We start from the raw sequence: 25,077 nt of genomic DNA on the forward strand, positions 1-25,077 counted from the left end.
CCGGAACCCCTGGCTACCGCGTCTGCTGGGCCGGGACCCCGCGGGAGGCGGGCTCCTCCTCGGCCGGCGAACCGGCCGCGGCCACCGCGGCGCCCGTGAGCGTCGCCAGCATCTCGCGGACGTTGGTCAGCTGGGCGTTGATGGAGTCGCGGCGGTTGGTCAGCGCCGCCAGCTCCCGCTCGGATTCCGAACGGATCCGGTCGGCCTTGGCGTTGGCGTCGGCCACGATGTCCTCGGCCTGGCGCTGGGCGGTCTCCACCGTCTGGCGGGCCCGGCGCTCGGCGTCCGTGCGCAGCTTCTCGGCCTCCAGGCGCAGCTGCTCCGCCCGGTGCTCGATCTCGGCCAGACGCTTCTCGGCCTTGGCCTGACGCGACGCCAGGTCGCGCTCGGACTGTTCGCGGCGCTTGGCGAGGTTCGTCTCGAAGTCGGCGGCGGCCTGCGCGGCCTTCGCACGGGTCTCCTCGAAGAGGGCGTCCGCCTCCTCGCGCTTGGACTGGGCGTCCCTCTGGGCGTCCGACCGCAGCTGCGCGGCCTCGCTCTGCGCCTTCTCGACGATCCGGACGCCGTCGTCCTCGGCCTTGGCCTTGCGCTCGGCGGAGTACGACTCCGCGTCGTTGCGCACCTGCTGGGCGGCGGACTCGGCGAGCTCGCGGTGCTGCTCGGCCGCGCGCCGAGCCTCCTCACGGAGGTCCTTCGCCTCCTCCTCGGCCAGGCGCAGGATCTTCTCCACCCGCGCGCCGAGCCCCGCGTACGACGGCTCGGCGTCGGTGACCTGGGCCTGGGCGTTCTGCGTCTCGAGGTGGAGCTCTTCGATGCGCTTTTCCAGAGCGGTGATGCGGGCGAGAGCGCTGTCACGGTCGGAGACGAGCTTGGAGATTCGTTCGTCCACCTGAGCGCGGTCGTATCCACGCCGCACAAGCTCGAAGCCGTAGGGGGAAGTGTCGCTCATGGGGTTCCTGTCGAATGAGACCGGTGAGGTGATAGGGGAATCCTAGGGGCCGAAGCGCTGTGTCATCGAGCGGATGCACGTTTGATACGGAGAATGACACCCCTTTTGAGTGGCCGCCCCCCGGAGTGCTTGCCAAGTTCATGCTCAAAACCCCTTACTGGCAAGGGATTTGACCTGTCAGTAAGGGATTTCACTCACCCTCGAAGGATTTTACCCGGTTCGTCACGAGAAGCCCTAACTGTCCGAAGACTTGCTCCGCTGGCCGGGCGTACCGGCCGCCGCGGCCGCCTTCACCCCGTTGTCCTTGCCGCCGCCAGGCGCCTCGAACGACTCCAGTGCCTCCAGGACGTCCTGCACGCGTGAGATCTCGACGTTGATGTCCTCGCGCCGCCGCACCAGGACCTCCAGCTCGCGCTTGCCCTCCTCGACCGTGGCCCGCGCCTCGCGGACCGCCTCGGCCTTCAGCTCCTCGGCCTCCTTGACCAGCGCGGCCTTCTTCTGCTCGGCCTCCTTCAGGAGACCCTCGGCCTTCTTCACCGCGGCGATACGCACCTTGCCCGCCTCGGAGTTGGCCTCGGACACGATCTCCTTGGCCTTCGCCTGCGCCTTGGCCAGCTGCTCCTCGGACGCCTTGATCAGCGCGTCGCAGCGGTCGCCGGTGGACTTCATCGTCTCGGACGCCTCACGGCGGGCCCGTTCGTGCAGCTCCTCGATCTCCCTGGTGATCCGGTCCCGCAGCTCCTCGGCACGCTCCCTGGTGCGGGTCGCGTCCCGGCGGGCCCCGATCAGCAGCTCGTCCGCGTCCGTACGGGACTTCTCCACCCGGGAGTTGCCCTCGACCGTCGCCTCGGAGACGAGCCGGTCCGCCTCGGCACGGGCAGCGCCGACCATCGAGTCGGCCTGGGCCTCCGCGTCCGCGGTGGTCTTCTGCGCCTGCTGCTGCGCCTCGGTGAGCAGCTTGTCCGCCTCGGCGGCGGTCTCCGTGATGAGGGTGTCGACCTGCTCGGCCGCCTCCGAACGCCGCTTGTTGGCGTCCTTGCGGGCCTCGTCGAGGGTGCGCTCGGCCTCCTCGCGCGCGGATGTCAGCATCCGGTCCGCCTCCCGCTCCGCGTCGGCCTTGAGCCGCGCGGAATCGGTACGGACCCGCTCCGCGTGCTGCTGCGCCGAACCGACCGTCTGGGACGCCTCGGCCCGCAGCCGCTCCGCGTCGCCGGACGCGTCCGCGATCAGCTTCTCGGCCTTGGCCACCGACTCCGTGCGCAGCCGGTCGGTCTCCGCGGCCGTCTCCGCGGTGAGCCGCTCCGCCTCGCCGCGCGCCTCGGTGATCAGGGTGTCCACCTGGGCCGCCGCGTCCGAACGGATCCGGTTGGCGTCCTCCCGGGCCTCGGCGCGGGTGCGCGCCGCGGTCTGCTCGGCCTCGGCGACCGCGTCCGACGCCTCCGTACGCATCCGCCGGGTGTGCTCGGAGACCTCCGAACGGACCCGCTCCGCCTCGGTGATCGCCTCGGACACCGTGCGCTCGGCGAGCGCCTTGGCGGCCTCCGTCTCCTCCTGCGCCTCGCGCCGCAGCCGGCCCGCGTCCTCGCCGGCCCGCTCCCGCTCCGCGTAGGCATCGGCCCGGACCCGCTCCGACTCCTCCTGCGCCTCGCGGCGCGTGCGGTCCGCCGTGTGCTCGGCGGCCTGGCGCAGCCCGGTGATCTCGTCCTGTGCCTGCTCGTGCAGCCCGGTGACCGAGTCCCGTACCTGCTGGGCGTGCTGCTCGGCCGCCGACACCATCTCGGTGGCGCGCCGGTCTGCCTCCCCGACCAGCCGTACGGCCTCGGCCTGTGCCTCCTCCACCCGCTTGCGGGCGGACGCCAGCAGTTCCTCGCTCTGCTCCCGGGCCCGTTCGCGTTCCTGGTCGGCCTCCGTGCGGGCCGCGCCCAGCAGCTGCTCGGCCTCGCGCCGGCGCCGGGCGGCCTCCTCCTGCGCGACCGCCAGCGTCTCCTGCGCCTCCGCGCCGAGCCGCTCGGCGGCGGCCAGTGCCTCGGCCCGCATCCGGTCGGCGCCGTCCTGCGCCTCCGACTTCAGCCGCTCCGCCTCCGCCGCGGCTTCCGACCGCAGCCGCACGGCCACGGACTCGCCCTCCGCGCGGGAGGCCGACGCGTCCGCCGCGGCCTCGTCGCGCAGCCGCTCCGCCTCCGCCTGTGCCTCCTGCCGGAGCGCACGGCCCCGCTCCGCCGCCTCGGTGCGCAGCCGCTCGGCCTCGTCCGCCGCCTCCCGGCGGATACGGGCCGCCTCCTCGCGGGCGTCGCTCAGCGCCTGCTCGGCCGAGGCGATCCGCTCCTCGGCCTCCGTGTGCAGCCGGGTCAGCTCCTCGGCGGCCTCCGCGCGGCGCGCGGCGACGGTCCGCTCGGCCTCCTCGTGGACCTCGCGCGCGGCCCGCTCGGCGTCCTCCTTGAGCGCGTCGGCCTGCTCGACGGCGTCCGCGCGGTGCCGCTCCGCCTCCTTGCGGGTGCGCTCCAGCGTCTCCTCGGCCTGCCGGCGCAGCGCCGTGGCGCGCTCTATGGCCTCGGTACGGACCTTCTCGCTGTCCGTCTGCGCGGTGGAACGCAGCTCGTCGGCGTCCGCCTTCGCCTTGGCCAGCAGCTCCTCGGCGGACCGGGCGGCCTCCTCGATCTGCGACACGGCCTGCTTACGGGCCTCCGCGCGGATCTTCTCGCCCTCGGCGACCGCGTCGGCGCGCAGGTGCTCGGCCTCGCCGCGCAGCCGGCGGGCCTCCTCCTGGAGCTCGACCGTCTTGGCCCGGTACTCCTTGGTGTCGTCCTTCGCCGCGCCCTTGAGCTGCGTGGCGATGTCGTGCGCCTCGGCCCGCAGCCGGTCCGCCTCGGCCTCGGCCTCCCGGCGGATCCGCACGGCCTCCTCGGCCGCCTCCCTGGTGGTCCGCTTGGCTTCCTCCGACGCCTTGTTGAGCACGTCCTCGGCGGTCCGGGCCGCCTTCGACAACTGGGTGGCGCTCTCCTCGGCGGTGAGCGTACGGGCCCTCTCGGAGGCCTCCGCGACGATCTTCTCCGCCTCCGCGCGGGCGTCGGCGACGATCTGCTCGGCGTCCGCCTTGGTGGTCTCGGCCTCCTTGGTGGCCTCGGTGACCAGCCGGGCGACCTGCTCCTTGGCCGTGCGCGTACGGGTCTCGTTGGCGGACTCGGCGGAGGCCAGCGCCTTCGACGCGGCCTCCTTCGCCTCGGCGAGCACCTTGTCCGCCTCGGCGCGGGCCGCGCGCAACGCCTCCTCGGCGTCCGTCATGCGCTGCTCGGCGGCCTTGGCGAGCTCCTGGGCCTCGCGGCGGGCGGACTCCGACTCGCTGGCCGTCGACGTCCGCAGCTGCTCGGCGTGGTCGGTGGCCTCCTGCGCCTGCGTGGAGGCGGCGTTCAGCAACCGCTCGGCGTCCGCGCGGGCCCGGCGCAGCGTCTGGTCGGCCTCCGTGCGGGCGGCCTCGGCCTCGCTGCGCAGCCGGTGACGGGCCTCGGCGGTCACCCGCTCGGCCTCCGCGCGGGCGGCTGCCAGGGCCTGCTCGGCCTCCGCGCGGGACTCGTCGAGGAGCCGGCGGGCCTGCTGCTCGGAACGGGCCCGCACCTGCTCGGCCCACGCCACGTTCTCGTTGACGTGCGACTCGACGGTCTGCCTGCGCTCCGCCAGCTCCTGGTCGAGCTGCTGGCGCCGGGTCACCGCCTCCTGGTGCAGCTCGGCCTGGAGCCGGGCCGCCTGCTCGGCGTGCTCCTGGAGGATCCGCTGGGTCTGCGCCCGGACCTGGCTCAGCTCGCGTTCGGCGTCCGCGCGGAGCTGGTCGGCCTGCACCTGCGCGTTGCGCAGCAGCTGCTCGGCCTGGTAGCCGAGGTCACCGCCCTCGTAGGCGGGCCGGGACATGATGGTGCGCCGCGCCTCGTGCAGCTTGGCGCGCAGCACCTCGACCTGGTAGCCGAGGTCGTCGGCGTGCTGGATCGCCTTTTCCCGCTCGGTCTTCAGCCGCTTCATCTCGGCTTCGAACCGAGAGAGGTGGTCGACGTCAGCCGCCGGATCTCGCTCCTGGCTCTCGTAGCCCCGCACTGCGCGGTCCCATCCGTCCCCTGGTCGCAACTCTGGCCGAGTCCCGTCCATCCGCCGAACGGGACCCCCGGGGAATGGTGTCAGATCAACGGAGGAACATGCGCCGCCGACCCCGCGCTCGCCCCCGAAACCCGGACCCCGGTACGTCCTGCTGTCAAGGCCGGCGACGCTCACCCGAACGGAGGCAGTCGTCACCCTTCTGACGGCAGGACCCGATCGCCCTGGATCGAGCGGCGACCGCACCCAACCCTACCGGCCCTTATGTACGTGGGTCAGTGCTCAGGTGACTCAACTGGCGCCGAAGTGACCAGTTCTGTCAGTACGCCATGGCAGTCCTTGGGGTGCAGGAAGGTGATTCGTGACCCCATGGAGCCGCGTCGGGGCTCTTCGTACAGGACACGTACCCCCTTGTCCTTGATCGCGGTGGCCTCGGCGTCGACGTCCGCCGTACCGAAAGCGATGTGGTGGACCCCCTCGCCGTTCTTCGCGAGCCACTTCGCGACGGTGGAGTCCTCCCGGGTCGGTTCCAGCAGCTGGAGGTAGGAGGCGCCTCCGTCCGAGGTCTCGTTGATCTTCAACATGGCCTCGCGCACGCCCTGCTCCTCGTTGACCTCGGAGTGGAACACCTCGAAGCCGTAGGTGGCCCGGTAGAACTCCACGGTCGCGTCGAGGTCGTGGCAGGCGATTCCGATGTGGTCGATTCGCGTCAGCATGGAATCAGTGGAGCGTTACCGGGGCGGTTACGCAACGTGCGCGCGATCACACCGACGGCCCGATGACGGGGCGGACCGCAGCTCAGTACATTCGAAGTAAACCCTCGTTCACTCCTCGGCTGTGCAGCCGGAAGGGGATCGCAGCTCATGGCTTCCGCATCTTCCGAAACGTCCGCACCATCCACATCGTCCGCGGCGAACGGCACGACGTCCGTCATCGTCGCGGGTGCCCGGACCCCGATGGGCCGGCTGCTCGGCTCGCTCACGTCCTTCTCCGGAGCCGACCTCGGCGGCTTCGCGATCAAGGCCGCCCTCGACCGTGCGGGGATCGGCGGCGACCAGGTCCAGTACGTGATCATGGGGCAGGTGCTCCAGGCCGGGGCAGGGCAGATCCCGGCGCGTCAGGCCGCCGCCAAGGCCGGCATCCCGATGAACGTCCCGGCGCTCACCGTCAACAAGGTGTGCCTGTCCGGCCTCGACGCGATCGCGCTGGCCGACCAGCTGATCCGGGCCGGCGAGTTCGACGTGGTCGTCGCCGGCGGCCAGGAGTCCATGACCAACGCCCCGCACCTGCTGCCGAAGTCCCGGGAGGGCTTCAAGTACGGCGCGGTCCAGATGATCGACGCCATGGCGTACGACGGTCTGACCGACTCCTTCGAGAACGTCGCCATGGGCGAGTCCACCGAGAAGCACAACACCCGCCTCGGCATCGGCCGCCCGGAGCAGGACGAGATCGCCGCCCTGTCCCACCAGCGGGCCGCCGCAGCGCAGAGGAACGGCATCTTCGAGGCGGAGATCACCCCCGTCGAGATCCCGCAGCGCAAGGGCGCCCCGGTCCTCTTCAGCCGGGACGAGGGCATCCGCGCCGACACCACCGCCGAGTCGCTGGGCAAGCTGCGCCCCGCCTTCGCCAAGGACGGCACGATCACCGCCGGTTCCTCCTCGCAGATCTCGGACGGTGCGGCGGCCGTGGTCGTGATGAGCAAGGCCAGGGCGCAGGAGCTGGGCCTCGAGTGGATCGCCGAGATCGGTGCCCACGGCAACGTGGCGGGACCCGACAACTCCCTGCAGTCGCAGCCGTCCAACGCGATCGCCCACGCCCTCAAGAAGGAGGGCCTCGAGGTGTCCGACCTGGACCTCGTCGAGATCAACGAGGCCTTCGCGGCGGTGGCCGTGCAGTCGATGAAGGACCTCGGAGTGTCCACGGAAAAGGTGAACGTCAACGGCGGTGCCATCGCCCTGGGGCACCCGATCGGGATGTCCGGCGCCCGGCTGGTGCTGCACCTGGCGCTGGAGCTGAAGCGGCGCGGCGGCGGCATCGGCGCGGCGGCGCTGTGCGGCGGCGGCGGGCAGGGTGACGCGCTGATCGTGCGGGTACCCAAGGCCTGAGCCGACCATCGTCCCTTTCGTCCGTAGGTCTCGACGGGTCTTACTTGTGAACGGAGCAGTGATGCAGGACGTCTCCACTCTGGTGGCACGGGCCAGGGAGGGCGCGCCGCGTGCCGTGGCCCGGCTGATCTCCCTGGTGGAGGGGGCGTCCCCGCAGCTGAGGGAGGTCATGGCGGCCCTGGCGCCGCTGACCGGCAACGCGTACGTGGTCGGTCTGACCGGTTCGCCGGGCGTCGGCAAGTCGACGTCCACCTCGGCGCTGGTGAGCGCGTACCGCAGGCAGGGCAAGCGGGTCGGCGTCCTGGCCGTCGACCCGTCCTCGCCGTTCTCCGGCGGCGCGCTGCTCGGCGACCGGGTCCGGATGTCGGAGCACGCATCCGACCCCGGCGTCTACATCCGTTCCATGGCGACCCGCGGTCACCTGGGTGGTCTCGCCTGGTCCGCGCCGCAGGCCATCCGCGTCCTGGACGCGGCCGGCTGCGACGTGGTCCTGGTGGAGACGGTCGGCGTCGGTCAGTCGGAGGTGGAGATCGCCTCCCAGGCCGACACGTCGGTGGTGCTCCTCGCGCCCGGCATGGGCGACGGGATCCAGGCGGCCAAGGCCGGAATCCTGGAGATCGGCGACGTCTACGTCGTCAACAAGGCCGACCGCGACGGCGCCGACGCCACCGCCCGCGAGCTGAACCACATGCTGGGCCTCGGTGAGTCCCGCGCCCCCGGTGACTGGCGGCCCCCGATCGTCAAGACCGTCGCCTCGCGCGGGGAGGGCGTCGACGAGGTCGTCGAGGCTCTGGAGAAGCACCGCGCGTGGATGGAGGAGCACGGGATCCTGGCGGAGCGCCGGCTGGCCCGCGCGGCCCGCGAGGTCGAGACGATCGCCGTCACGACCCTGCGGGAGCGCATCGGCGACCTGCACGGCGACCGGCGCCTGGGCGCGCTGGCGGAACGGATCATCGGCGGCGAGCTGGATCCGTACCGCGCGGCGGACGAACTGGTGGCGGGGCTGACGCGGGGCTGAGGCGGGGCCGGGCCGGCGGGGGACCACGTGAAGGGGGCGGTCCGGAGACCTGCTCATAACTCCGCTCAGCGGTCGTCGCGGCCGTCGGCACCGTTGTCGTCCCGGTCGTCCCGGTCGTCCCGGTCGTCACGGTCGTCCCGGCCGTCGTCGTCGCGGCCGTCCGAGTCGTCGTCCGCGGTGACCTTGCCGCTGTTCAGGCCGATCAGCACCTCCCGGTCGTCCCCGCCGTCGGTGACCGTCCCGACCTCCCAGCCCTTGGTGTCGTCGTCGTCCAGGTCCACCGACGTCACGGTGCCCTTGGCGGCCGCCGCCTTCGCGGCCTCCCCTGCCGTCACCGACGTGTCCTTCAGCGCGGCGCGCACTTCGGCGGTGTCGTCGTCATCGTCGTTGTCCCGCTCCGAGCCCAGGACCTTGCCGCTGCCCGGGTCGATCCACACGCTGTGCCGGGCGTCGCCGCCGCCGAGGATGTCGACCTCCCAGGCCGCCCTGCCGCGGTGGTCGTCGTCATCGTCGTCGTCCATCTCGACGGAGACCGCGGTGCCCGACCGGTGCTTCAGCGCGGCGGCGACGGCCTCGGCCGCGGTCACGTCGGCGGAGAGCGCCCGGGAGTCGTCGTCGTCCAGGTCCTCGCGGTCGTCGCGGTCGTCGTCACCGCCGTCGTCGTCGTGCCGGTCGTCCCGGTCGGCGTCGTTCCGGTCGTCGTCGTCCGATCCCCGCGTCTCCACCTGGTTCGTGGCCGTCGGCTCGTCGTCCCCCGAGACCGCGATGGCCGTCGCGGTGCCTCCACCGACCAGTGCCGCGGCGGTGACGACGGCGATCACGATGTTGCGCTTCATGTGGGTTCCTCCCCAGTCGCTGTGCTTTCGACGTCCTCAATCTCGCCGATCGATGCTGAGAGGAACCTGAAACCGCCTGAAGTGATCTTCAGGTTCGCTCTGCCACCCTGGACCGATGCGCCTGTTGATCGTGGAGGACGAGAAGCGGCTGGCCCTGTCCCTCGCGAAGGGTCTGACCGCCGAGGGATACGCCGTGGACGTCGTCCACGACGGCCGGGAGGGCCTGCACCGGGCCACGGAGGGCGCGTACGACCTCGTGATCCTCGACATCATGCTGCCCGGCCTCAACGGCTACCGCGTCTGCGCCGCCCTGCGCGCCGCCGGACACGACGTGCCGATCCTGATGCTCACCGCCAAGGACGGTGAGTACGACGAGGCCGAGGGCCTGGACACCGGCGCCGACGACTACCTCACCAAGCCGTTCTCCTACGTCGTCCTCGTCGCCCGGGTGAAGGCGCTGCTGCGCCGCCGGGGGCAGGGCGCCGGGGCCTCGCCGCTGCATGTGCTCGGGGACCTGAAGGTGGACACCGCCGCCCGCCGGGTCTTCCTGGCCGAGGACGAGGTGACGCTCACCGCCAAGGAGTTCTCCGTGCTCGAGCAGCTGGTGCTGCGGGCCGGCGAGGTGGTGTCCAAGCCGGAGATCCTGGAGCACGTCTGGGACTTCGCCTACGAGGGCGACCCGAACATCGTCGAGGTCTACGTCAGCGCCCTGCGCCGCAAGCTGCGCGCCGGGCTGATCCGGACCGTGCGCGGCGCCGGGTACCGGCTGGAGACCGCGCCATGACCCGCCTGTTCGGCTCGGTCCGCTCCCGGGCGACGCTCGGCGCCACCCTCGTGGTCGTGGTGGCCCTCGTGGTCACCGGTGCCGCGGTCCTGCAGGCGCTGCGCTCCAACCTGACCGCCGAGGCGGGCACCCAGGCGGAGCGCACGGCGCGGGCGGTCGCCGCCGAACTCGCCGCGCGGACCCCGTACGACCAGCTGTCCGGGCTGGACGGCGAGACCGGGCCCGTGCAGGTCGTCGACGGGGACGGGAACCTCGTCGCGGCCACCGAGGACCTGCGGTGGATCACCGGCACGACCACCGACCAGGTCGAGCCCCGCCCGTCGTCCTCCCCTTCGCCCTCGCCCTCCGCGTCGGCGTCCCCCCCGCCGTCGGCCCCGGCCCGCGACGACGACGATGACGATGACGACGACGGCGATGACGACGGCGATGACGACACCGAGGCTCCGCGGAGCCCTGCCGCCCCGGAGGACTCCGGCGAGTCCGAACCGTCCCTCGCCCCCGGCGAGACCAGCGGGCAGACCACCTTCGCCAGCGGTGCCGCGACCCTGGACGACGAGACCGCGGACTACCGCTTCGCGGCCGTCGACGTGCGGACCCACGAGCGGGGCCTGCTCACCGTCCACGCGGGTGCCCCGCTGGCCGCCGAACACAGCGCCGTACGCACCGCGCTGACCGTGATGCTGATCGGCTTCCCGCTGCTGGCGGCGCTGGTCGCCGGGATGACCTGGGTGGTCACCGGGCGTGCCCTGCGTCCGGTCGCCGGTATCCGCGAGGAGATGGCGGCGATCACCGCGTCCGAGGACCTCACGCGCCGGGTCCCGGAACCGGCGACCCATGACGAGATCGCCCGGCTCGCCCGCACCACCAACGAGACGCTCGCCGCCCTGGAGGCGTCCGTGGGGCGTCAGCGGCGATTCGTCGCCGACGCCTCGCACGAGCTGCGCAGCCCGATCGCCTCCCTGCGCACCCAGCTGGAGGTGGCCGCAGCGCACCCCGAACTCCTCGACCTGGACGGCGCCGTCGAGGACACCGTGCGGCTCCAGCACCTCGCCGCCGACCTGCTGCTGCTCGCCCGCCTGGACGCGGGGGAGCGGCCCGTCGACGCGCGGGTCGACCTGGCCGCGCTGGCCCGCGAGGAGGCGGCGGGACGCACGGGGGTGACCGTGGACGTGGCGCCGGGGGAGGCGGCGGAGGTGACCGGGTCGCGGGGGCAGCTGGCCCGGGTGCTCGGCAACCTGCTCGACAACGGACGCCGGCACGCCCGCGGGACGGTCTCGGTGACCGTGCGCCGGGAGGGCGACTGGGCGGTGCTCGGGGTCGCCGACGACGGCGACGGGGTGGCCGAGGCCGACCGGGAGCGGATCTTCGAGCGGTTCGTCCGGCTGGACGCCGCCCGCAGCCGCGACGACGGCGGGGCCGGTCTGGGCCTCGCCATCGCGCGGGACGTCGCGGTACGGCACGGCGGGACACTCACGGCGGGTGCGGCTCCGGCGGGCGGAGCCCTGTTCGAACTTCGCCTGCCGCTCGCCTGAGGGGCGGGCGCGTCAGAAACGCCCGCGCTCTCCGCGCAGGTGCTCGGCGATGGGCTTCAGGGCCTTGTCCAGCTCGCCGAGGGCCTCGGGGGAGAGCAGGTCGATGAAGTGCCGGCGGACCGACGCCACGTGATGCGGCGCGACCTCCTGCATGGTCTCCATGCCGAGGTCGGTGAGGACGGCGAAGAGGCCGCGCCGGTCGGACTCGCAGTTCTCCCGCCGGACCAGGTCCGCGTTCTCCATACGGGTGACCTGGTGCGAGAGGCGGCTCTTGGACTGGAGGGTGGCGGCGGCGAGGTCGCTCATCCGCATCCGGCGGTCCTCCGACTCGGAGAGGTTCACCAGGATCTCGTAGTCGTTCATTGTCAGGCCGAAGGGCTGCAGATCCTTTTCGAGCTGGTACGTCAACAGCCTGTTGACCTCCAGGTGGGTGCGCCAGGCGCACTGCTCCGCATTGGTCAGCCAGCGCGTGGCCGTCTCGGTCTCCATGAATGAAGTCTACCTAAGAAGTTGAAAGGCGAACTAGTGAGGGTTTCCCTGTGACGGTGACGGCGTGCACGCGTTCGATGTCACACTCCGCAGACTACCGCTCACAGACCGAAGCGACGCTGGAGGTCTCCCAGCTGTCCGGGAAGACGCGGTGCCCCCGCGCCCTGTCCGTGTGCTCCGGGCGCCCCGCCGCCGGGCACTCCCGGCTGCTGCGGAGTGGCCCCCGTGGACTGCTCCGGCATCAGCGACTCGGACGACTGCAGCAGTACGGTGCCGGCCCCCACGAACTCGAACTGGTGCTCCTCGCCGGAGGCCCCGCCGAGGCCCGTCAGCGCACGTAGACCACCCATGACGCCGGTCATGTACCCGTGGTCGTAGTGGTGGCACGGGGAGGGGCAGTCCGCCCACCCGACCAGCGCCTGCGGGTCCACCCGGAGCGGGGGTTCCATGAACACCACCGGGCCGTTGGACGCGGCCACGAATTTTCCGGTTCCGATGAGCGTCAGGAAACCCGGCACGATCGACTGCTTCAGCGACAGACTTGGCTGAAAAGCGAGCAGATTGCCCGAGCGAATGGTCAGGTTGCCGTCCTCGAGGTCATACGAATCCACGTCGAACGCCCGGTCGGCGAGGAGCATCTTGCCCGAGCCCTCCGCCACGACCCAGTCGCTCGCGTGCAGAGGCGAATGAAACGACGTACGGACCATCCGGTCGAGCCGGCCGTGCCCGATGCCGTTGAACTCGATCGTGCCGTAGTAGGCGATCATCTTCCCCTTCTGCAGGAACCACCGGCTCCCCGCGAGCTCCACGCAGAAGGTGTAGTGATCGACGTTGTCGTCGGACGGCAGCGTCGTCGGGTCGAAGACCGTCACGCCCGGCTGCGGGCCCGCGCCCGGGATCCCGTACGTACTCACAGTTTTTCCTCCGAGGCCTGGACGAACACCGCGCCGCTGCCGCTGAGCTCCAGCTGGAACGCCTCGCCGGAGCCGCGCCCCACCATGTCCCGCCAGCCGAGCGCGGTGGACAGCCTGTTGCGGACGTCGCCGTGATGGGCGACGTAGGCCTGCGGATCGACGTGGATCGGGCGCTGCGGCGTGATCGGGATCTCGATCACACCCCCGTGCGCCATGACCGCCACGGAGCCGTGCCCCTTGAGCGTGGTGGTGAACAGGCCCTGCCCGGAGACCTGGCCCCGGACCATGCCCATCACCCCGCCCTGCGAGCCCAGGAACATCGTGCCCTGCTCCAGCGTGCCCTCGAACGCCAGCAGGCGGTCCGCCTCCACGTACAGGGTGTCCCCGGAGAGGTCGATCACCTGGATGTGGTGGCCTCCGTGCCCGAACAGGACCGTGCCGTTGCCCTCGACGGTCATCAGGGGCGTGTCCTCGCCCGCCACCCGCCGGCCGATCATCGAGCGGAGCCCGCCCTGGCCGCCCGTCGTGCTGGGGGTGAAGCCGACCTCGCCGCGGTAGGCGAGCATCGCGCCCCGCTGGCTGAACAGCCGCCGGCCGGGTACCACGGTCGCCTCGACGACCTTCGAGTTGATCTCCTGGAAGGGCATGTCAGACGTCTCCCGCGATCGTGTTCCGCTCACTGGGCTGGACGTACACCAGCCCGTCGCCCTCGAACCGCATCTGGAACGCCTCGCCGCCGCCCTCCCCGAGCAGCGTGCGGAACGTCACCCCGGACTGGAGGGACTGGCGAAGACTCCCCTGGTGGGCCACGTACGCGCCGGGGTCGACGGTCAGCGGGTACTGCGGGGCGACCCGGAGCACCACCGCGGGACCGTCCGACATGATCGCCGCCTGGCCGTGGCCCTCGACGGTGGTGGTGAACAGTCCGTTGCCCTGCGAGGCGCCGCGCAGGCCGGTGAAGCCCGTCCCCGTGCGCAGGCCGCCGTCGGTCGCCAGCAGGTTGCTCGACTCCACGTAGAGGGTGTCCCCCTGAAGGCCGACCAGGTTGATCTCGGCGGCACGGTCCGCGAACCAGCAGACCCCGTGCCCCTTCACCTCCATCACCGTCATCTGCTCACCGGCCAGCCGCCGGGTCACCATCCCCCGGATCCCGTCACCGCCGCCGCTGAGCTTCCTGAACGCCATGTCGCCGTCGTACGCGACCATCGAGCCGTTCTTCGCCTTGACGGCGTCCCCGGTCATCTCGACGGCGAGCACCTTGCTGCTCTGAAGTCGGAACATCGCCACGTGTGCGACGGTAACCGCAGCCCTGCCCCCGGAACAGGTCCTGTCGGGGGACACGCACCCTGAAGATTCCCCTAGGGCGGACCCAGGACCCGCCCTGCGTCGAACCCGTACCCCCTCCATCGGCCGCGGACGGTGTTTGCCACAATGGGCGGACGCTTGTGCATGCGTTCACAAACCGTCAGGCACAGGACGATCGGGCCGCCCGGCCCGGTACGACCCGTAGACACCGCTGTCTCTCCCCCCGAAGGTGATCCGTGGACCTCAAGACCGCCAGTGCCCTCCGCCGCCTCCGCCTGGTATCGGGCCCCGAGGCGATCTCGTTCCTGCTGCTGCTCGTCGCCTCGGTCCTGAAGCGGACCACGGAGTTCAACGCCGTTCCGGCGCTGGGCGCGATCCACGGATTCCTCTTCGTCGTGTACGCGCTCTTCTGGGCCGACGCCTGGAACCGCGCCAAGTGGACGCTGAAGACCGCCGCCTTCTACTTCCTGATGTCGGTCCTGCCCACCGGCGGCTTCTTCGCCGAGCGCCGGCTCAAGCGTGAGGCCGAGGACGCGGTGACCGCCTCCCGCGCGCGCACGGAAGGGGCCGTGAGCGCGTGATCGTCGCCTTCTCCGTGACACCCCTCGGCGTGGGCGAGGACGTGGGGGAATACGTCGCCGACGCCGTGCGGGTGGTCCGCGAGTCCGGACTGCCGAACCGCACCGACGCCATGTTCACCTCGGTCGAGGGCGACTGGGACGAGGTGATGGACGTCGTGAGGCGCGCCGTGGCCGCCGTCGAGGCACGCGCCCCGCGGGTCTCCCTGGTCCTCAAGGCGGACATCCGCCCCGGGGTCGAGGACGGCCTCACCTCCAAGGTCGACACCGTCGAGCGGCACCTGGGCCGGGGCGCCGGCAAGAGCGCGTAGCGGACGGTGGCCCTGGACACCACCGCGGCAGCCCGGGGAGGTTTTGGGCTGCCGCGGTGGCGGACGGAGTGCGCGCCCCCGGCCGTCCACCACCGGCACCGATCGAAGGGCGAGACGGAGCTGACCGGCATGTGACCGGCCGATAGGGTCTGCTGCGTGTCGAAGCCGCTCAGTCTCTCGTTCGATCCCATCGCCCGTGCCGACGAACTCTGGAAGCAGCGCTGGGGGAGCGTGCCGTCCATGGCCGCGATCACCTCGGTCATGCGCGCCCACCAGATCCTGCTGGCCGAGGTCGACGCGGTCGTCAAGCCGTACGGGCTCACCTTCGCGCGGTACGAGGCGCTGGTGCTGCTGACCTTCTCGAAGTCCGGTGAGCTGCCGATGTCCAAGATCGGCGAGCGGCTCATGGTGCACCCCACGTCCGTGACGAACACCGTGGACCGGCTGGTGCGGTCGGGCCTGGTCGGCAAGCGCCCCAACCCCAACGACGGCCGCGGCACCCTGGCGAGCATCACCGACAAGGGGCGTGAGGTCGTCGAGGCCGCCACCGCCGACCTGATGGCGATGGACTTCGGCCTCGGCGCCTACGACGCCGCGGAGTGCACGGAGCTCTTCGCGATGCTCCGGCCGCTGCGCCTCGCCGCCGGGGACTTCGAGGGGAAGTGAGCGACGGCATCCCGGACCCGGTCCGGGACCCGCCGGAACGGACCGTTACGCTCGACGCCATGAAGCGAAGCGTGCTGACCCGCTACCGGGTCATGGCCTATGTCACCGGTGTCCTGCTCGTCGCGCTGACCATCGGCATGATCGGCAAGTACGCGCTCGAGATGGACGGCGCGGCCGACTTCACGCAGGTCGTCAGCATCGCCCACGGCTGGCTGTACATCCTGTACCTGGTCTTCGCCTTCGACCTCGGCTCCAAGCTGAAGTGGCCGGTCAAGAAGCAGATCTGGGTGCTGCTGGCCGGTACCGTCCCGACGGCCGCCTTCTTCGTCGAGCGCCGGATCTCCCGCGAGCTGGAGTCGGCGTCCGCCGCCGACGCGCCCGCGACCGCCCAGGCGTAGTCACCGGGCGTCACGGCCGGGCGTCACAAGGGATCCCGGTCCCGCGCCCTCGCTGAGCCTTACCGTCGTACGGAGCAGTGTGCGGCGGTGAGCCATCGACATTTACTAGGACGTCCTAGTAAATTCGAAGGTATGGATGCTGACGCCATCGAGGAGGGCCGCCGTCGCTGGCAGGCCCGGTACGACGCCGCACGCAAGCGCGACGCGGACTTCACCACGCTCTCCGGCGACCCCGTGGAGCCGGTGTACGGGCCCCGGCCCGGGGACGCCTACGAGGGGTTCGAGCGGATCGGCTGGCCCGGTGAGTACCCCTTCACCCGCGGCCTGTATCCGACCGGCTACCGGGGGCGTACCTGGACGATCCGGCAGTTCGCCGGGTTCGGGAACGCCGAGCAGACCAACGAGCGCTACCGGATGATCCTGGGCAACGGCGGCGGCGGACTGTCCGTCGCCTTCGACATGCCCACGCTCATGGGTCGCGACTCCGACGACCCGCGCTCCCTGGGCGAGGTCGGGCACTGCGGGGTGGCCATCGACTCGGCCACCGACATGGAGGCCCTGTTCAAGGACATCCCGCTCGGGGACGTGACGACCTCGATGACGATCAGCGGGCCGGCCGTGCCCGTCTTCTGCATGTACCTCGTCGCCGCGGAGCGCCAGGGCGTGGACCCCGCCGTGCTCAACGGCACCCTGCAGACGGACATCTTCAAGGAGTACATCGCCCAGAAGGAGTGGCTCTTCACGCCCGAGCCGCATCTGCGCCTGATCGGCGACCTGATGGAGCACTGCGCGGCCGGCATCCCCGCCTACAAGCCGCTCTCCGTCTCCGGCTACCACATCCGCGAGGCCGGTTCCACGGCCGCCCAGGAGCTGGCGTACACGCTGGCGGACGGCTTCGGGTACGTGGAGCTGGGGCTCAGCCGCGGGCTCGACGTGGACGTGTTCGCCCCCGGCCTGTCCTTCTTCTTCGACGCGCACCTCGACTTCTTCGAGGAGATCGCCAAGTTCCGCGCCGCGCGCCGCATCTGGGCCCGCTGGATGCGGGACGTGTACGGCGCGAAGAGCGAGAAGGCGCAGTGGCTCCGCTTCCACACCCAGACCGCGGGCGTCTCGCTGACCGCCCAGCAGCCGTACAACAACGTCGTACGCACCGCCGTCGAGGCCCTCGCCGCCGTGCTCGGCGGGACCAACTCCCTGCACACCAACGCCCTGGACGAAACCCTCGCGCTGCCCAGCGAACAGGCCGCCGAGATCGCGCTGCGCACCCAGCAGGTGCTCATGGAGGAGACCGGCGTCGCCAACGTGGCCGACCCGCTCGGCGGTTCCTGGTTCGTCGAACAGCTGACGGACCGGATCGAGGCCGACGCCGAGAAGATCTTCGAACAGATCAAGGAGCGCGGCCTGCGCGCCCACCCCGACGGCCGGCACCCCATCGGCCCCATCACCTCCGGCATCCTGCGCGGCATCGAGGACGGCTGGTTCACCGGCGAGATCGCCGAGTCGGCGTTCCGCTACCAGCAGTCCCTGGAGAAGGGCGACAAGAGGGTCGTCGGCGTCAACGTCCACACCGGCTCGGTCACCGGTGACCTGGAGATCCTGCGGGTCAGCCACGAGGTGGAACGCGAGCAGGTCCGCACCCTCGGCGAGCGCAGGGCCGCCCGCGACGACGCGGCGGTACGCACTGCCCTGGCCGCGATGCTCGACGCGGCCCGTTCCGGCGCCAACATGATCGAGCCGATGCTGGACGCCGTCCGCGCGGAGGCCACCCTCGGCGAGATCTGTGACGTACTGCGCGACGAATGGGGGGTGTACACGGAGCCGGCGGGCTTCTAGCCGGCCGGCTCGTCGCGCGAGGACTGGTGCGGTGCCGGATTGCGGCGCTGCACCAGACTCCTGCGGGGGATCGGACCGGCATGGCGTACGAGACGAAGCCGGTCCACGCACCGGGGGGAGAGAGCGAGCCGCGGGCCGCGCCTGTCCTCGGAGGTTCGGACATGGACCGTGGTGGGACGGGCGGTGACTTCGAGGCAGTCGCCGTCGCCACCTGTCGCGCGCTCGATGAGCGCTTGCTCGATGACGAAGCCGAACGCGGGGGGCGGCTTCCGGTCCAGCGGCTGCTGCCGCTTCGGACGCGCGGCCACCCGGCGGTCCATGCTGCCTTACGCGGCGCGCCTGTGTTGCCCAGGACCTCTTCCGCGCCGTTATGGCCATGTGGGGTTGTCGGCGGTTGTGGCACCCGTCAGGCCCGTGAGCAGGACGCGGGTGAAGTCGTGCACCCACGTCTCGTCCACCGGCCGGCCGCTGACCAGCGTGCGGTGGACCACCGCGCCGGCCACCATGTCGAAGATCAGGCCCACGGTGCGGGCCGCCTCCCGCGGGTCCGGCTCCGGCGGCAGCTCGCCCCGGTCCTGGGCGCGGGCCCGGCCGGTGTGGACCAGGTGCTTCTGCCGTTCGACGATCGAGACGCGGATGCGTTCGCGCAGGGCCTCGTCGCGGGTGGACTCCGCGACCACCGCCATCAGTCCGCTTCCGGCTTCCGGACGGGACAGCAGGGCCGCGAACTGGAGCACCACGTTCTCGATGTCGGCGGCGAGGCTGCCGCCGCGGTCGGGGAGTTCGAGTGCGTCGAAGAGTTCGGCGACCGCGTCCACGACCAGTTCGTTCTTGCCCGCCCAGCGCCGGTAGAGGGTCGTCTTGGCGACTCCCGCGCGGCTCGCCACGTCCCCCAGGGTGAGCCCGGACCACCCCAGCTCGGCCAGCGCCTCCCGCGTGGCGGCCAGGATCGCGGCGTCGGCGGCGGCGCTGCGCGGGCGGCCGGTGCGGCCGGCGGGCGTGCGGGTGCGCATCGCACGACCATAACCGCGGTTTCCGTGCGGATCCGTGCGGGTGCGGCCGTGAGGGAGATCACCGGGGTGTGCTGTTCCGCACACTCCGTGTCGTATTACGCTACGACCCGTAGCGAAAGCGTGGCCGCCCCGTCGGGCCCACACGCTCGAGCGACGACCACCGGCGCGGGGTGGGGACCCGGCGCCCGACAGTACGGCGCGACGGTACGGCGGCCAACAGTGCCCGGACGTACCGGTTTTCCGGATGCTTTTCGCAGACACGCGGGGTACGGGGGAGGATGGGCGCATGCAGCCACGGAACATGTCCATGAGCGGAGTCGTCGACCTCGCCGCGGTGAAGGCGGCCCAAGAGGCCAAGACGAAGGCGGAGCAGGCCCGCGCTGAATCGGTCCGGCAGGGCGGCGGGGGTGCCGTCTCCCCGGCCGACCTCGTCATCGACGTCGACGAGGCCGGCTTCGAGAGCGAGATCCTGCAGCGGTCCGCCGAGGTCCCGGTCGTCATCGACTTCTGGGCCGAGTGGTGCGAGCCCTGCAAGCAACTGAGCCCCGTCCTGGAGCGCCTCACCGTCGAGTACAACGGGCGCTTCCTGCTCGCCAAGATCGACGTCGACGCCAATCAGATGCTGATGCAGCAGTTCGGGATCCAGGGCATCCCGGCGGTGTTCGCGGTGGTGGCCGGACAGGCGCTGCCGCTCTTCCAGGGGGCCGCCGGCGAGGCGCAGATCCGCCAGACCCTGGACCAGCTGGTGCAGGTCGCCGAGGAGCGGTTCGGCCTGACCGGGCTCACCGTCGATCCCGACGCCGTGCCCGGGGGCGGCGGCGCGGCCCCGGAGGCCGCGGAGCCCGTCGGCCCGTACGACGCCCTGCTGGAGGCCGCGGTGCGGGCGCTGGACGCCGGTGACCTGGACGGCGCGATCCAGGCGTACAAGAACGTGCTCGTCGACGACCCGGGCAACCCGGAGGCCCAGCTGGGCCTCGCCCAGGCCGAACTGCTCCACCGGGTGCAGGGCCTGGACCCGCAGCAGGTGCGCGCGGACGCCGCCGGCAGGCCCAAGGACGTCCGGGCGCAGATCGTCGCCGCCGACCTGGACCTGGTGGGCGGCCATGTGGAGGACGCCTTCGGCCGGCTCATCGAGACGGTGGCGCGTACGGCGGGCGACGACCGTGACGCCGTACGGGTGCGGCTGCTGGAGCTGTTCGAGGTGGTCGGCGCCGAGGATCCGCGGGTCGTCGCGGCGCGTCGGGCGCTGGCGCGCGCCCTGTTCTAGAGCGGGGCGGGCACCTGGTTTCCGGCCGCCCGAAGACGGCTTCCGGACAAGTGATGCCCGAGTGAAGGAATGGCCGAAGGGGGCCGATGCGGCCGCGTTTTACCAAAACTTGGTAATCGCGGCCGCTGTTACTGCGAGTAAGTCGCCCTTGTGGGTCTGTCGCATTCCATCCAGCGATCAACCGCTTTGCGAGCCCTCCTCGGGACACCGAGGGTCGCCGTCCGGTGCCGGCGTGTCGCCCCCTGGTCGCCCGGCCGTTACTGGCAAGTAATGAACCCCCTTGTGCGGGCGGCGAGAATGCACCACGATCGGCGACGCTCGGTCCATTGCCCGTACCCCGACATCCGGTCGGGACGCGGGCGCCCTGGGTCCCCACCGAGCAGAACCGGTGGCAGTGGAGCCGGTTCTCGGACAGGGGGGTCTTCGCTTGTTCGGCGAAGCCTGTCCAGCAGGTTGTGCGTGATGCGTGTCAGGCGCGACCAGTGGTTGTCGCTCGGGGGTGATCGCCGGTGATTCGGACGCTTCGTGCGCTGCCGAGTGCGGCGCTCCCCTTCCCGAGGACGTAGCACTTCTCCCATCCCTGCCCGGCCGTCCGCCCACTGGCGGCGCGTCGGAGCAGGAGATGTACGTCCGAGAAGGAGGAAATATGGAGTCCCAGGTGCGTGGCGGGACCAGATGGAAGCGGTTCGCCGTGGTCATGGTGCCCAGCGTGGTCGCCACGGCCGCGGTGGGTGTCGGCCTGGCGCAGGGTGCCCTCGCGGCGTCGTTCAGCGTCTCCGGTCAGCAGTTCAAGGTGACGGCCCAGCATCTCGAGGGATGGGGCTTCGCCCAGTACGGCGGTATCGACACCGTCTACACATCGACCAAGGGTGACAAGCAGACGCAGGTCCCGGTGGCGATCTCGTCGTTCGACACGGCCGAGATCACCAAGATGTGCCAGTCCGTCAAGACGGAGATTCCCGTCATAGGGAAGACGGTCTACCTCCGTCTGGAGGCGGGTCCGAACGAAGAGAACAAGGTCGAGGCCAAGAACCTCTACATCGACGTCGCCCAGCTCGACGCCGACGCGACCTTCACCAACATCGACATCGGTGTTGCGATCAAGGACAAGAGCCGTGGCCCCGCGGTGAAGGAAGGCGAGAACTTCCTGCCGGGCGGTTTCGCCCAGCAGGCGGAGAAGGCCGACCTCTACGGCGTCAAGCAGACGGCGTGGGCGACCACGGCAGGGACGTTCAAGCTCAGCGGCCTGAAGATGCGTCTGGGCGCGGACCCCAAGATGGAGTGCTACTGACGGTCTCCGTTCCGGAGCCGTCCTCGGCCGGCTGAGCGGCCGAGTGGGGGCGGGGAAGCAGTCGCTTCCCCGCCCCGCACACCCAGCCCGGTGCCTCGTGTCCGGGTGTTTGCACAGACTCAGACTTTCCGGCTTCTCCACCCCCAGGCCGAGCCGGTATGTACCTTCACCGGACCAGGGAGCTGTTTTCCATGAGTGCCGAGACTCCGGTCCAGAGCGTCGGGACCTTCACCCGGCTGCGTCTGCGATTCCGTGACTGGCGGGGCCACCGGCCGTTCTGGGCGGGCCTGTTCACCCTGTTCGGCGGGGTGCCCATCGCCTACTTCCCCTACGCCACGCTGAAACTGGGCCACATGTCGATCGCCATGGCGACGACCGCCGGCGCGGGCTCCCTGATCATCGGTGTCCTGCTGATCACGCTGGGACTGACCATGTGGTTCCAGCAGGTCACTCGCATCTTCGCCGGTGTGGCGTCGATCCTTCTGGCCCTGGTGTCCCTGGTGGTCTCCAACATAGGTGGCTTCGTGGTCGGCTTCCTGCTCGCGCTGGTCGGCGGTGCGCTGGCTCTCTCCTGGGTGCCGGACAAGCCGCAGGCCGAGGCGGGCGGGCGCTGGAGGTTCCCCGGCGGGCCCTCCGGGAACGGCGCACAGAAGGACACCCCCGAGGGCGCTCCCGAGGGCACCGGGACGGAGCGGCCGCATCCTCCGTACGGGACCGGCGGGCCCGGGGAGGCGGACGACGCCCGGATCGAGGACCACGACAGGGGGCACCGTGTCGGCTGACGAGACCCGAGCCCCGAGCGCTGCCGCGGCGTCCGCCCCGGAGAGAAAGGGGCCGCGCCACGCGGCCCCCAGGAAGCCGCTGTTCACCAGGTTCCACATGCCTGCCGGGAAGGCGATAGCCCTCGCGGCGATGCCGACCGCGGTCCTCATGGGCATGGGGTTCACGCCGACGCTGGCCCAGGCCGACGAGCAGCAGCCGCTCTCGAACAGCCTGACCGCCGACGAGTACAAGGCCTGCGTGGCGGCCCTGGAGGACTCCGAGGACGGCGCGTCCTCCTCGCCCGTCCCGTCCGCCTCGGCGAGTGACACGGCCTCCCCGGACGACGAGGAGCCCGCCACGGGGCCGAGCCCCTCGGCCTCCGCCGGCGGCGACGCGGCCGAGGACTCCGGTGCGGACTCCGGCGCGGACCCGGACGCGGGCAAGGATACGGACGACGACTCGTCCTCTTCGCCGGATTCAGGTTCCGACGACAAGGACGGGGCGGCGCCCGCCGACTCCGGGTCCGCCGGCGACCGGGCAGAGGAGCCCGAGCCGTCGCCCTCGGAGACCGAGCGCAACGCTCTGGAGAAGCTCGGTGACTCCCTCACCGACCTCCTCACCCCCAAGGACAAGCAGACCGACGAGGCGACCGCGAGTCCCGCTCCGTCGGCCTCCGCCCCGTCGGCCTCCGCGTCCGCCGGGGACGAGGCGGACCCTGTGGAGGAGTCCGCCGGGAAGGGCGCCGAGAAGGCCGCCGACGCCGTGAAGGACGCCGCCGGGGAAGCGGCCGGCCAGGCGGACGAGGCAGCCGAGGGAGCGGAGGACGCCGCCGCGGAGGCCGCGGAGGCCACCGCGACCCCGGAGGCCACCGCCTCGCCGAGCCCCGGCCCCTCCGAGAGCGCCACGACCGGCGCAGAGGACTGTCCGGTCGCCACCGACGCCGAGGGCGGGGTCGACAACAAGATCCTGCTGCCCGAGGACCCGTGGTTCCTGAACGCCGGCTCGCTGCTGCTGAAGGGCGCCGACTACCAGGGCATCGTCGAGGTGCGCACCGCGAGCGGCAAGATCAAGAAGGTCCTGAAGTACGTCGTCTCCGACGGCACCGACATCGGGGACCTGCACCAGACGGTCGAGGACAAGCAGTCCGGCAGGACCCACCACGTGCAGGCGGCCGAGGGGTCGACGTCCACCATCCGTGACGGCGAGACCGTGATGTACACGGAGTCCATCTCCGGCAAGCTGCTCGGGCTGATCCCGGTCACCTTCGACCCGGAGAACCCGCCGCCGCTCAACATCCCGCTGATCTACTTCACGGATGTGACGGTGCAGCAGGCCGGCCAGTTCGGCGGGACCCTGCACATCCCCGGGTTGCGCCAGTACGTCACCTGAACCGGTACGTCGCCCGAGCACCCGACGGACCACTCCGGGAGCCGCGGAGAAACACCGAGGGCGCCCCCCGGCACGGGGGGCGCCCTCGGTGCCGTACACGCGCTGCGCGCGCCGGCCGGGTCAGCTGGTGGCGCCGCCCATGTGGTGGACGCGGACCATGTTGGTGGTGCCGGGGACGCCGGGAGGCGAGCCGGCGGTGATCACGACGATGTCACCCTCGTCGAAGCGCTGCAGCCGGACCAGCTCCTGCTGGACCAGGTCGATCATCTCGTCCGTGCTGTTCACGAACGGCACGACGTGCGACTCCACGCCCCAGCTGAGCGCGAGCTGGTTGCGGGTGGACTCGTCCGTGGTGAACGCCAGGATCGGCTGGCCCGCGCGGTAACGGGACAGCCGGCGGGCGGTGTCGCCGGACTGGGTGAAGGCCACCAGACCCCTGGCGCCGAGGAAGTCGGCGATCTCGGCGGCGGCACGCGCCACCGAACCGCCCTGCGTACGCGGCTTCTTGCCGGGCACCAGCGGCTGCAGGCCCTTGGACAGCAGCTCCTGCTCGGCCGCCCGGACGATCTTCGACATCGTCCGCACGGTCTCGATCGGGTACGCGCCCACGCTCGACTCGGCCGACAGCATGACCGCGTCCGCGCCGTCCAGGATCGCGTTGGCCACGTCGGAGGCCTCGGCGCGGGTCGGACGGGAGTTGGTGATCATCGACTCCATCATCTGGGTCGCCACGATCACCGGCTTCGCGTTGCGCCGGCACAGCTCGATCAGGCGCTTCTGCACCATGGGGACCCGCTCGAGCGGGTACTCGACGGCGAGATCGCCGCGGGCGACCATCACACCGTCGAACGCCATCACGACGTCCTCCATGTTCTCCACCGCCTGCGGCTTCTCCACCTTGGCGATGACGGGCACCCGGCGGCCCTCCTCGTCCATCACGCGGTGGACGTCGGCGACGTCCTTCGCGTCCCGGACGAAGGACAGGGCGACCAGGTCGCAGCCCATGCGCAGCGCGAACCGCAGGTCCTCGATGTCCTTCTCGGACAGCGCGGGCACGTTCACGGCCGTGCCGGGCAGGTTGATGCCCTTGTGGTCGGAGATGACACCGCCCTCGATGACGATCGTCCTGACCCGGCTGCCCTCGACGTCCAGCACCTTCAGCTCGACGTTGCCGTCGTTGATCAGCACCTGGTCGCCGCGGGACACGTCACCGGGCAGGCCCTTGTAGGTCGTCCCGCAGATCGTCCGGTCGCCCGGGACGTCCTCGGTGGTGATGGTGAACTCGTCACCGCGCACCAGCTCGACGGGACCCTCGGCGAAGGTCTCCAGCCGGATCTTCGGGCCCTGGAGGTCGGCGAGGACGCCGATGGCCCTGCCCGTCTCCTTGGCGGCGGCACGGACCCTGTCATACCTGCCCTGGTGCTCGGCGTGCGAGCCGTGGCTGAAGTTGAAGCGGGCCACGTTCATGCCGGCTTCGATCAGAGCGACAAGCTGTTCGTGGGAGTCGACCGCGGGGCCGAGAGTACAGACGATTTTGGAACGGCGCATGGGGCGATC

General features: G+C 71.3%; 24 protein-coding genes. 13 read left to right on the plus strand and 11 right to left on the minus strand.

All coding sequences use genetic code 11. The annotated features are described in order from the left end of the window. Positions 1-13 precede the first annotated feature (13 nt). From ACFWVE_RS06480 to mce, 3 genes are all read right to left on the minus strand, one after another. The gene (locus tag ACFWVE_RS06480; protein WP_042167623.1) at positions 14-949 is read right to left on the minus strand and encodes a cellulose-binding protein; all 936 of its coding nucleotides are present in this window, start codon (positions 947-949) and stop codon (positions 14-16) included. Positions 950-1,183: 234 nt separating this feature from the next. Beyond that, positions 1,184-5,032, minus strand: a complete 3,849-nt coding sequence (gene scy / locus ACFWVE_RS06485) for a polarized growth protein Scy (RefSeq protein WP_384008826.1) — start codon at positions 5,030-5,032, stop codon at positions 1,184-1,186. 272 nt (positions 5,033-5,304) lie between these two features. Next, the gene (gene mce / locus ACFWVE_RS06490; protein WP_384008828.1) at positions 5,305-5,745 is read right to left on the minus strand and encodes a methylmalonyl-CoA epimerase; all 441 of its coding nucleotides are present in this window, start codon (positions 5,743-5,745) and stop codon (positions 5,305-5,307) included. Positions 5,746-5,892: 147 nt separating this feature from the next. Between mce and ACFWVE_RS06495 the strand changes: the two genes are divergently transcribed. Next, positions 5,893-7,134, plus strand: coding sequence for an acetyl-CoA C-acetyltransferase (locus tag ACFWVE_RS06495; protein WP_384008830.1), 1,242 nt, complete (start codon positions 5,893-5,895; stop codon positions 7,132-7,134). A 61-nt stretch (positions 7,135-7,195) separates the two neighbouring features. Then, on the plus strand, positions 7,196-8,152 hold the full coding sequence (meaB, locus tag ACFWVE_RS06500; RefSeq protein ID WP_384008832.1) for a methylmalonyl Co-A mutase-associated GTPase MeaB: 957 nt from the start codon (positions 7,196-7,198) through the stop codon (positions 8,150-8,152). Positions 8,153-8,217: 65 nt separating this feature from the next. Here the strand turns inward: meaB and ACFWVE_RS06505 are convergent, their stop codons facing one another. Beyond that, the gene (locus ACFWVE_RS06505) at positions 8,218-8,988 is read right to left on the minus strand and encodes a PepSY domain-containing protein (RefSeq protein ID WP_384008834.1); all 771 of its coding nucleotides are present in this window, start codon (positions 8,986-8,988) and stop codon (positions 8,218-8,220) included. Positions 8,989-9,103: 115 nt separating this feature from the next. Here ACFWVE_RS06505 and ACFWVE_RS06510 point away from each other — a divergent pair, with 115 nt between their 5' ends. Next, on the plus strand, positions 9,104-9,772 hold the full coding sequence (locus tag ACFWVE_RS06510; RefSeq protein WP_384008836.1) for a response regulator transcription factor: 669 nt from the start codon (positions 9,104-9,106) through the stop codon (positions 9,770-9,772). After that, a complete protein-coding gene (locus ACFWVE_RS06515) occupies positions 9,769-11,304 on the plus strand; it encodes a sensor histidine kinase (RefSeq protein WP_384008838.1) in 1,536 nt (511 codons plus the stop codon). The genes ACFWVE_RS06510 and ACFWVE_RS06515 overlap by 4 nt, the downstream gene beginning before the upstream one ends. A 12-nt stretch (positions 11,305-11,316) precedes the next feature. Here the strand turns inward: ACFWVE_RS06515 and ACFWVE_RS06520 are convergent, their stop codons facing one another. From ACFWVE_RS06520 to ACFWVE_RS06535, 4 genes are all read right to left on the minus strand, one after another. Further along, a complete protein-coding gene (locus ACFWVE_RS06520; RefSeq protein WP_384008840.1) occupies positions 11,317-11,793 on the minus strand; it encodes a MarR family winged helix-turn-helix transcriptional regulator in 477 nt (158 codons plus the stop codon). A 101-nt stretch (positions 11,794-11,894) separates the two neighbouring features. Continuing rightward, positions 11,895-12,707, minus strand: a complete 813-nt coding sequence (locus ACFWVE_RS06525) for an AIM24 family protein (protein ID WP_384008842.1) — start codon at positions 12,705-12,707, stop codon at positions 11,895-11,897. Continuing rightward, the gene (locus tag ACFWVE_RS06530; protein ID WP_384008844.1) at positions 12,704-13,354 is read right to left on the minus strand and encodes an AIM24 family protein; all 651 of its coding nucleotides are present in this window, start codon (positions 13,352-13,354) and stop codon (positions 12,704-12,706) included. The genes ACFWVE_RS06525 and ACFWVE_RS06530 overlap by 4 nt, the downstream gene beginning before the upstream one ends. 1 nt (position 13,355) lies before the next feature. Further along, positions 13,356-13,988, minus strand: a complete 633-nt coding sequence (locus tag ACFWVE_RS06535) for an AIM24 family protein (RefSeq protein WP_384008895.1) — start codon at positions 13,986-13,988, stop codon at positions 13,356-13,358. Between the two features lie 260 nt (positions 13,989-14,248). On the opposite strand from ACFWVE_RS06535, the gene ACFWVE_RS06540 reads away from it, so the two are divergent. From ACFWVE_RS06540 to ACFWVE_RS06560, 5 genes are all read left to right on the plus strand, one after another. Further along, on the plus strand, positions 14,249-14,593 hold the full coding sequence (locus tag ACFWVE_RS06540) for a DUF3817 domain-containing protein (protein ID WP_384008845.1): 345 nt from the start codon (positions 14,249-14,251) through the stop codon (positions 14,591-14,593). Then, positions 14,590-14,901 carry an MTH1187 family thiamine-binding protein gene (locus ACFWVE_RS06545; protein ID WP_384008847.1) on the plus strand — a complete coding sequence of 104 codons (312 nt, stop codon included), beginning with the start codon at positions 14,590-14,592 and terminating at the stop codon, positions 14,899-14,901. Before ACFWVE_RS06540 ends, ACFWVE_RS06545 begins: the two co-directional genes overlap by 4 nt. 156 nt (positions 14,902-15,057) lie before the next feature. Next, the gene (locus ACFWVE_RS06550) at positions 15,058-15,567 is read left to right on the plus strand and encodes a MarR family winged helix-turn-helix transcriptional regulator (RefSeq protein WP_384008848.1); all 510 of its coding nucleotides are present in this window, start codon (positions 15,058-15,060) and stop codon (positions 15,565-15,567) included. A gap of 59 nt (positions 15,568-15,626) precedes the next feature. Then, positions 15,627-15,965 (plus strand): DUF3817 domain-containing protein, encoded by a 339-nt coding sequence (locus tag ACFWVE_RS06555; RefSeq protein WP_384008850.1) that lies wholly within the window; start codon positions 15,627-15,629, stop codon positions 15,963-15,965. Between the two features lie 132 nt (positions 15,966-16,097). Continuing rightward, entirely contained in the window at positions 16,098-17,798 is a 1,701-nt protein-coding gene (locus ACFWVE_RS06560) for a methylmalonyl-CoA mutase (RefSeq protein WP_384008852.1), read from the plus strand. On the opposite strand, the gene ACFWVE_RS06565 is transcribed toward ACFWVE_RS06560, so the two are convergent. Both ACFWVE_RS06565 and ACFWVE_RS06570 read right to left on the minus strand, forming a co-directional pair. Next, complete coding sequence (locus ACFWVE_RS06565) at positions 17,795-18,106, minus strand: DUF397 domain-containing protein (protein ID WP_384008854.1); 312 nt, start codon at positions 18,104-18,106, stop codon at positions 17,795-17,797. The genes ACFWVE_RS06560 and ACFWVE_RS06565 overlap by 4 nt on opposite strands. Positions 18,107-18,166: 60 nt before the next feature. Next, entirely contained in the window at positions 18,167-18,811 is a 645-nt protein-coding gene (locus ACFWVE_RS06570) for a TetR/AcrR family transcriptional regulator (RefSeq protein WP_384008856.1), read from the minus strand. 286 nt (positions 18,812-19,097) lie between these two features. On the opposite strand from ACFWVE_RS06570, the gene ACFWVE_RS06575 reads away from it, so the two are divergent. The 4 genes from ACFWVE_RS06575 (at position 19,098) to ACFWVE_RS06590 (ending at position 23,520) form a co-directional block, all read left to right on the plus strand. Further along, the gene (locus ACFWVE_RS06575) at positions 19,098-20,078 is read left to right on the plus strand and encodes a tetratricopeptide repeat protein (protein WP_384008857.1); all 981 of its coding nucleotides are present in this window, start codon (positions 19,098-19,100) and stop codon (positions 20,076-20,078) included. A gap of 646 nt (positions 20,079-20,724) precedes the next feature. Next, a complete protein-coding gene (locus ACFWVE_RS06580; RefSeq protein ID WP_384008859.1) occupies positions 20,725-21,369 on the plus strand; it encodes a DUF6230 family protein in 645 nt (214 codons plus the stop codon). Between the two features lie 191 nt (positions 21,370-21,560). Further along, on the plus strand, positions 21,561-22,151 hold the full coding sequence (locus ACFWVE_RS06585; RefSeq protein WP_384008861.1) for a DUF6114 domain-containing protein: 591 nt from the start codon (positions 21,561-21,563) through the stop codon (positions 22,149-22,151). Continuing rightward, on the plus strand, positions 22,141-23,520 hold the full coding sequence (locus ACFWVE_RS06590; protein WP_384008863.1) for a hypothetical protein: 1,380 nt from the start codon (positions 22,141-22,143) through the stop codon (positions 23,518-23,520). Before ACFWVE_RS06585 ends, ACFWVE_RS06590 begins: the two co-directional genes overlap by 11 nt. Positions 23,521-23,640: 120 nt before the next feature. Here ACFWVE_RS06590 and pyk read toward each other — a convergent pair whose 3' ends face one another. After that, positions 23,641-25,068, minus strand: a complete 1,428-nt coding sequence (gene pyk, locus ACFWVE_RS06595) for a pyruvate kinase (RefSeq protein WP_384008866.1) — start codon at positions 25,066-25,068, stop codon at positions 23,641-23,643. Positions 25,069-25,077: the final 9 nt, after the last annotated feature.

The organism is Streptomyces sp. NPDC058632 (assembly GCF_042717095.1).
Lineage (GTDB): Bacteria > Actinomycetota > Actinomycetes > Streptomycetales > Streptomycetaceae > Streptomyces.